The following is a 6,427-nucleotide window of genomic DNA, read 5'->3' as shown; positions in this document are numbered from 1 at the left end:
AAATGAAACCCATTAGGGTTTATTTCGTATGCAAATCTTTAAATTCCCTATACGTAGCCTTTAGAAAAAAGAAATAACCTCTACTATAATTGACGTTGTATGAGCTTAGCTTGATAGCGATGTGGCGGTACCCCACGCCCATCAACCTAAGGTTTTTAATTATCCCCATAACGAAAATTCCAACTTTTTACAATTGTTCATGAGAATTTGGCTCAATTCTTTCGTTTTGGACAACAATCAATTTTTTAAGTGGATGGTGATGGAAATTTTCCTATTTTTAAATAAATCGGACTGATATTAAAAAAAGAAAAAACTTACGTGAAATTAAAGTTATATAATCTTGGATTGATGGGTATCTAAAAGCAAAAATGCTCAAGATCAAACAGGTCAATAATGTGCTATAATCTCATGTGTTGAGGTATCGATTGGAAAAAGATATCAGGCACATTAAATTAGAAAAGGAGAAGGAAGGATATGCCACTTATTGTTGACAGAGAACAGGTACGGCATGAAATACTGCATGCACTTCAGCAATGTTTAGAGGAAAAGCCTCTTCTAAAGGTTTCTATGCGAGATATCGCAGCAAAGGCCAAAATCGCTCATTCAAAAATCAACTATTATTTTAATACAAAAGAGAAACTTCTACTGGCTTATATCGAATTTTTTGCTATTTCATATAAAACGGGGATTGAGCATTGGTACATAAAGTATAAACAAAATAACGCCAATCTCAACGAAAGTTCACAAACGATAGTAAAACATTTCATCAAAGATATGGTTTTGATAAGTCATCAAAAACAATCGTGGGCTTTCACGCAAATAAGCACTATGGGTCAATACAATATGGAAATAAGGTCTGCAATCAAAAATGTTTATAACGATTGGAGAGAGTCCATCAAACGTGTTTTGGAAGAGATTTATCGAGGCAAGGATGACCACATGGTATATAAGGCAGAAGCAGTTTTAATCATTATTGATGGGCTTCTTATTTATTCACTTCACGAAAAGATAGATGAGTCAAGAATAGATACTGTGCTAGCAAATATTACGCTATGATCTTTTTGATTGTTCAAAAAACATTGACGAAACTTGATATGAGTAATATGATTTATTTAGTCCAAGTGGACTAAATAAATCATATTGGAGGTCGCTTATGTCAAAAATTACTGTAGTTGGTTGTGGTGTTATGGGAAGCGCTCTGATTCGCGCGTTTATGAAAGCAGGTCATACTATTACCATTGTCGATAAAAATCCCACGGCAGCCAAGCCATTTGTAGCTGAAGGAGCTACGTTCAAATTATCATTGGATGACGCTCTAGATTGCGATTTCGTTCTGTTAAACTTACCAGATTATAGGATAGCAATGCAGGTTATTGAACAATGCAAATCGAAAGCTATCAAAGGGAAAATCATTGTAAACACTACTACAACAACCCCAACTCAAGCCCAAATTTTTGAGCAAATGATTAAAGACAGAGGCGCTATCGCCCTTGAAAGTGTGATTATTTGTTATCCTCACGATATTGGCACACATCGCGCATATCTTGTATATTCTGGCCCCAAGGAGGCTTTTGACCTAATTGAAGATCAACTTTCGGCACTTTCTTCGCCACATTTTGTTGGGACAGACATTCGCTTTGCAGAAATAATTGAGATGAGCACGTCAGCTCTGCAATTCGGTCTTTATTGGTTTGCCCTTCTAGGTTCAGCGCTTTGTATACGAAACAAATTACCTATCTCCGAGTATTGCAAACATATTAAGGCAGCGCTTCCAGTGGTGGGTCACCAACTGGTTACCCACTTGCCTGATAATCTAGAAAACTACACTGGCAAATTCCAAAATGTTACCGTCGCATCCTTGGATGTTCATACGCATGGACTCCAAACGGTAATGAAAACATTAGAGGATAATAACATTGATACCAGTGTATGTGAAGTTATGGAAAATCAGATGAAAGCAGCTATTGATGCAGGATATGGAAAATGTGATTTTGAAGCAGCAATTACTCAATTATTGAAATAAAGAATCTTCTTTAATCATCCTTGATCTTACATACATGATTCAACCGGAGACTAAAAATAATATACTAACTACTGTATAATAATTGATTAATTGCAGTGATACCTACTATCAAAAAGTTAACTGAATTGGTAATGATTTATAATTTAGAGATGATTGTGTTATAATCTCACCAAATTACTATTAATCTAACGAAATTAAATTACCCTCAAATGAAAAATACGCTATTCTTTCTGTAGAATCATAGGAAAGGATGGCTTTTTTTCTATCTAAAATGTAGGAGGAGCATCGTTTGTATTTTAAAAATGTAAAAAGTTTTTGATAAAATTTGGGGTGATGTATATATAAATGGAGAACGTAATTCGGATTTTACGTAAGGAGAAAAAAACTTTCCCAAGATGATTTAGCTAAATTATGTCATGTTTCAAGACAAACGATTAATGCGATAGAAAATAATAAATATGATCCTACATTGGAACTTGCTTTTAGTTTGGCGAAAAATCTTGGTGTAACAGTTAATCAATTGTTTATTTATAAAAGCTAGATGAGGAGAAAAAACAAATGAAGAATGGAATTAATATCTTGTTTACTATTTTTTACATTTTGATTATAGGTTTACTTGCGCTTGAGTGGTATCAGAAGCAACAGCTCTCTATCACCACGTTATTTGTAGCTACGCTCATTTTGCAATCATTATTCATGAAGAGAATTTTAAAAGATAAAAAAGAGAATGATCATTTTATTGATGAAATGTTTTTACATATCAGACAGAAAAGCTTATCAATTTGTTGTTTTATAATGTATGTATTAACTGTAGATATCTTATTTATATCAGAAGGAACATGGAACTTTAACCATATGCATAACAAACCGTTAATATTTTTAGTCTTTTTATATCCTGTAATTTACCAAATTAGCCACATATTTGTTATGAGGCGTAATTCTTAATTTAGAGACATAAACAATAAATTTATTTGTAAAGGAAAGATTAGAATGGGAATTATTTTAATAATTATTATAGTCGTAATATTCAGCTTGTTTACACGCAACTTAGCAGGTGAAGGTGAAGGATTATCAAAGGGCGATGAACGTCAAAAAATAATATTTAAGGATGCTTCCATTACAAGTTGGCAAGTTATCCTGTTTTATGCTTTAGTACGTCTATTGGCAATCACACCATTTATAAAGCATTTATTTGTTAATGAAAAAACATCCATCCTTTTATCCAATTCTTTTTTTACAAATGGTGGAGATATCTTAGTTGTCGGTTTATTAGGATATACGATAGGGATCTTTGGTAGTTATATAAAGCGTACGCAAATTTGATAGTAGAGGTTACGCAACAGACCCATCTAGCTAACATTTTGAAGCGCCCCCAAAAAGAAAATTTGGTCTTTTCATAGGTGTATATGAAATTTTAGTCCATTTTTTCGTTTTGGGGTACTTGCTTTTCTTATTGTATTTAGAGTAGGAACTTTTCAATATAGCAGAAAAAATAATGAAGTATTTATCTTTAGTTTGCTAACTCAAGTTTTATATGTTTGAATTTTAATAAGTTTCATTAATAAAAATAGTTTAGACTATAGAATAAAGCATTAGACTGTTAAAAAAATAAGCAAAAAGGGAAGAACCACCAATATTCTTCCCTTTTTGCTTTTAATTAGGGTTTCTATATTAATAAATATAGAAGATTATAAAATGTTGGATGCAACAGTTTACTCTTGAAATTATAGCAAAAGTGACAGGTGTTTTTTTATGCAATATTGCATAAAAAAATTATTGTTTATCAAAGATACTGTCTCATGACAGACGATTCTGATACAAAAACTTAAGGACCAGAATCTGGAGAAGTATTACTAAGGGAAAATAAATAAGTGGTATAATGTGATGCAAAAATTTCTAGGGTAAATCGTATTTTTGATAATTAGCATAAGTAATCCCTTAAATAAAAAATTTAGGTATGAGGGGGTATTTTTTGAGCCTTTGCCATATCTAAATAGGAAAGTATAAGTATATCGAGTTTACATTAATTCACAAACAAAGCATGTATTGCTACTAAAATGAACATTGCTTATTATTAAATACAAAAGGGGGCTACTATTATGTACAACTCAAAAAAAAGAATCGCCATTATTGGAGCTGGTCCAGGTGGATTAACTCTTGCACGTATTTTGCAGCAAGCAGGGTTTGAACCTTTGATTTACGAACGTGAATCTTCGTCAACTGAACGGTCTCAAGGAGGAACGCTTGACTTGGAAACTCATACAGGGCAAAAAGCTCTACGAGTGGCTGGACTGATGAAAGAGTTTGAAAAAGTTTGCCGTTATGAAGGGCAGGAATTAAGGATTATGAATAAGAATGGTCATCTTCGCTATAAGAATGATTTCCAGGATAAAGAGGAAAATTCCAGGCCCGAGATTGACCGAATTGATCTAAGAAATTTGCTATTAAATTCTCTACACCCCAATTCCGTTCAATGGGGCTATAAGTTAATTCAGGCTGTCCCTGTGGCAAATCATCAATATGAACTTCAATTCGAACATGGAGAAAAAGTTACTGTGGATCTTGTCATTGCAGCTGATGGTGCTTTCTCGCGAATTAGACCTCTGGTAAGCAAGGCCAGTGCCAAATACTCTGGTATTAGCATGATTGAATTAAGTATAATGAATGTCGCTGACCAGCATCCAGACATATTAAAATTTAATGGCAGTGGCTCCATGTTTGCAATGGGGGACAATAAAACACTTGTGGCTCAAGTAAACGGTGACGGTAGAATTCGCATCTATTTAGGGTTCCGAACGAATTACAGTTTTTTAGATGAATGTGGCATTCCCTTTCATGAACCAGAGAAGGCTAAAAAAGAATTATTGGAATATTTCGATGATTGGTCAGACGATTTAAAAAAATATATTTTATGTGCTAATGGAGAAATAATTCCTAGAAGAATCTATATGCTCCCTGTGCATCACCGATGGGAAAATAGATTTGGAGTTACGCTTATCGGTGATGCCGCTCATTTAATGTCTCCTTTTGCTGGTGCTGGAGCAAATTTGGCCATGCTGGATGGCGCAGAACTAGCGCTGTCCATCATTAATCATTCTAATTTGGATGATGCAATTAAAATCTATGAAGACAAAATGTTTGCATACGCCGGAGAAATGGCAGCCATTACTCAAGCTAACTTAGATATGTTTTTCTCAGACCGTGCAGATGAAAAATTGGAGGAGGTTTTTCGTGATATCCAGCATTGATACATTAAAATTTGCGCAGAAGAATTAGTAAAAATATTTTGTTAGTTGTAGAAAGTAGTTTTTATTACGATGGTTTCCTAAACGGACGAAAGCCCTGGTTAATTAAGGATGAAGAGGATATTGTAACATACATTTTGTATTACGTAAAATATGCAAGTTTGATTAATAAAAATGTATGAGTTGATACTGTTCGAATTGCCTTCTTTCTAAACGTTCAATCGCCTCACGTTTCTTCTCATTATTGATGTTCGTATAGATACTGGTCACCTCTACAGAAGTATGACCAAGTTAATTATGTAACAATGCCAGATCCTTATTTTCTTTATAGTGATTTATAGCATAGGTATGGCGCAGTTTATGAGGGCTATGCTTCTCATCAAATGCACTTAAATATTTATCACTTAACTTCTTTATAGCTCTAACAGTTAACTGCGTATATTTCCTTTTATAATTTGTTACGAAAAGTAAGTCTTCATCTTGAGGGCAGTTATATTGATTCTGGTGCAAAAATTTAAGGACCATTGCAATGAATCTATAAATCTTGGACATACTGATACTATTACTTTAGAAAGAGTGCGTGATTGGTATGGAAAAGGAAAATGTATTCAAATGAAAGCATTCTCAGTCTTATTTTGTTAACGGTAAGATGGTACCTACGGTAAAACCTCAGTTTTCGTGATTCATTGGAAATAATGGAGGAACGGGGCTTATCTATTTCTTATATAACGATTATCCGTTGGATTCATCAGTACAGTTCTAAATTCGACAAACGAATCCGATATCACCTAAAAAAATAAATGACTCCTGTAGAGTCGATGAAACCTATATCAAAGTTAAAAGTCAATGGAAGTATCTGTATTGTGCTGTTGATTTTAAAGAAAATACAATCGATTTTTACCTAAGCAAAACAAGAGACCTGAAGACTGCAAAGTGCTTTTAATCAAAATCAGATAATATTTAACAAACTTTGCAACAGAACCAAATTGTTTATTTATATAAAAAAATAGGAAACAATGATTCTAAATCATTGTTTCCATTTAAGAAGATTATTTGGCACTTTAAAATATGAATAGACAGCATGTCAGCAACATAAAAAAACGATATAACAATACATGTGGTGGCCGACTTTTATTTCTTAGAAAGATTTTATAACGGT

General features: G+C 33.3%; 5 protein-coding genes and 3 pseudogenes. 7 read left to right on the top strand and 1 reads right to left on the bottom strand.

Annotated elements, in window-relative coordinates:
• Positions 1-474: 474 nt before the first annotated feature.
• The 6 genes and pseudogenes from HFD78_RS26295 to HFD78_RS26270 all read left to right on the top strand — a co-directional run bounded on the left by HFD78_RS26295 (position 475) and on the right by HFD78_RS26270 (position 5,271).
• Positions 475-1,056: a TetR/AcrR family transcriptional regulator gene (locus HFD78_RS26295; protein ID WP_001128480.1), complete on the top strand. Its 582-nt coding sequence runs from the start codon at positions 475-477 to the stop codon at positions 1,054-1,056.
• A gap of 97 nt (positions 1,057-1,153) precedes the next feature.
• A complete protein-coding gene (locus tag HFD78_RS26290) occupies positions 1,154-2,023 on the top strand; it encodes an NAD(P)-binding domain-containing protein (protein WP_000036710.1) in 870 nt (289 codons plus the stop codon).
• A 345-nt stretch (positions 2,024-2,368) separates the two neighbouring features.
• Positions 2,369-2,564: pseudogene (locus HFD78_RS30010) on the top strand (helix-turn-helix transcriptional regulator).
• Positions 2,565-2,581: 17 nt separating this feature from the next.
• Complete coding sequence (locus tag HFD78_RS26280; RefSeq protein ID WP_000788360.1) at positions 2,582-2,968, top strand: hypothetical protein; 387 nt, start codon at positions 2,582-2,584, stop codon at positions 2,966-2,968.
• Between the two features lie 45 nt (positions 2,969-3,013).
• The gene (locus HFD78_RS26275; protein WP_000511392.1) at positions 3,014-3,346 is read left to right on the top strand and encodes a hypothetical protein; all 333 of its coding nucleotides are present in this window, start codon (positions 3,014-3,016) and stop codon (positions 3,344-3,346) included.
• Positions 3,347-4,122: 776 nt separating this feature from the next.
• Positions 4,123-5,271: an FAD-dependent oxidoreductase gene (locus tag HFD78_RS26270; protein ID WP_097814361.1), complete on the top strand. Its 1,149-nt coding sequence runs from the start codon at positions 4,123-4,125 to the stop codon at positions 5,269-5,271.
• Between the two features lie 162 nt (positions 5,272-5,433).
• Here the strand turns inward: HFD78_RS26270 and HFD78_RS26265 are convergent.
• Positions 5,434-5,769: pseudogene (locus tag HFD78_RS26265) on the bottom strand (tyrosine-type recombinase/integrase); the annotation flags it as partial.
• A gap of 88 nt (positions 5,770-5,857) precedes the next feature.
• Here HFD78_RS26265 and HFD78_RS26260 point away from each other — a divergent pair.
• Positions 5,858-6,208: pseudogene (locus tag HFD78_RS26260) on the top strand (IS6 family transposase); the annotation flags it as partial.
• Positions 6,209-6,427: the final 219 nt, after the last annotated feature.

This window comes from Bacillus sp. EKM501B (genome assembly GCF_011800505.1).
Taxonomy (GTDB): Bacteria; Bacillota; Bacilli; order Bacillales; family Bacillaceae_G; genus Bacillus_A; species Bacillus_A cereus.
This window is presented reverse-complemented; position numbering and strand designations above follow the sequence as displayed.

Bases quoted from the DNA above. Each gene is read 5' to 3' on its own strand.
- HFD78_RS26295 (WP_001128480.1), top strand. From the start codon at position 475: ATGCCACTTATTGTTGACAGAGAACAGGTACGGCATGAAATACTGCAT.
- HFD78_RS26290 (WP_000036710.1), top strand. From the start codon at position 1,154: ATGTCAAAAATTACTGTAGTTGGTTGTGGTGTTATGGGAAGCGCTCTG.
- HFD78_RS26280 (WP_000788360.1), top strand. From the start codon at position 2,582: ATGAAGAATGGAATTAATATCTTGTTTACTATTTTTTACATTTTGATT.
- HFD78_RS26275 (WP_000511392.1), top strand. From the start codon at position 3,014: ATGGGAATTATTTTAATAATTATTATAGTCGTAATATTCAGCTTGTTT.
- HFD78_RS26270 (WP_097814361.1), top strand. From the start codon at position 4,123: ATGTACAACTCAAAAAAAAGAATCGCCATTATTGGAGCTGGTCCAGGT.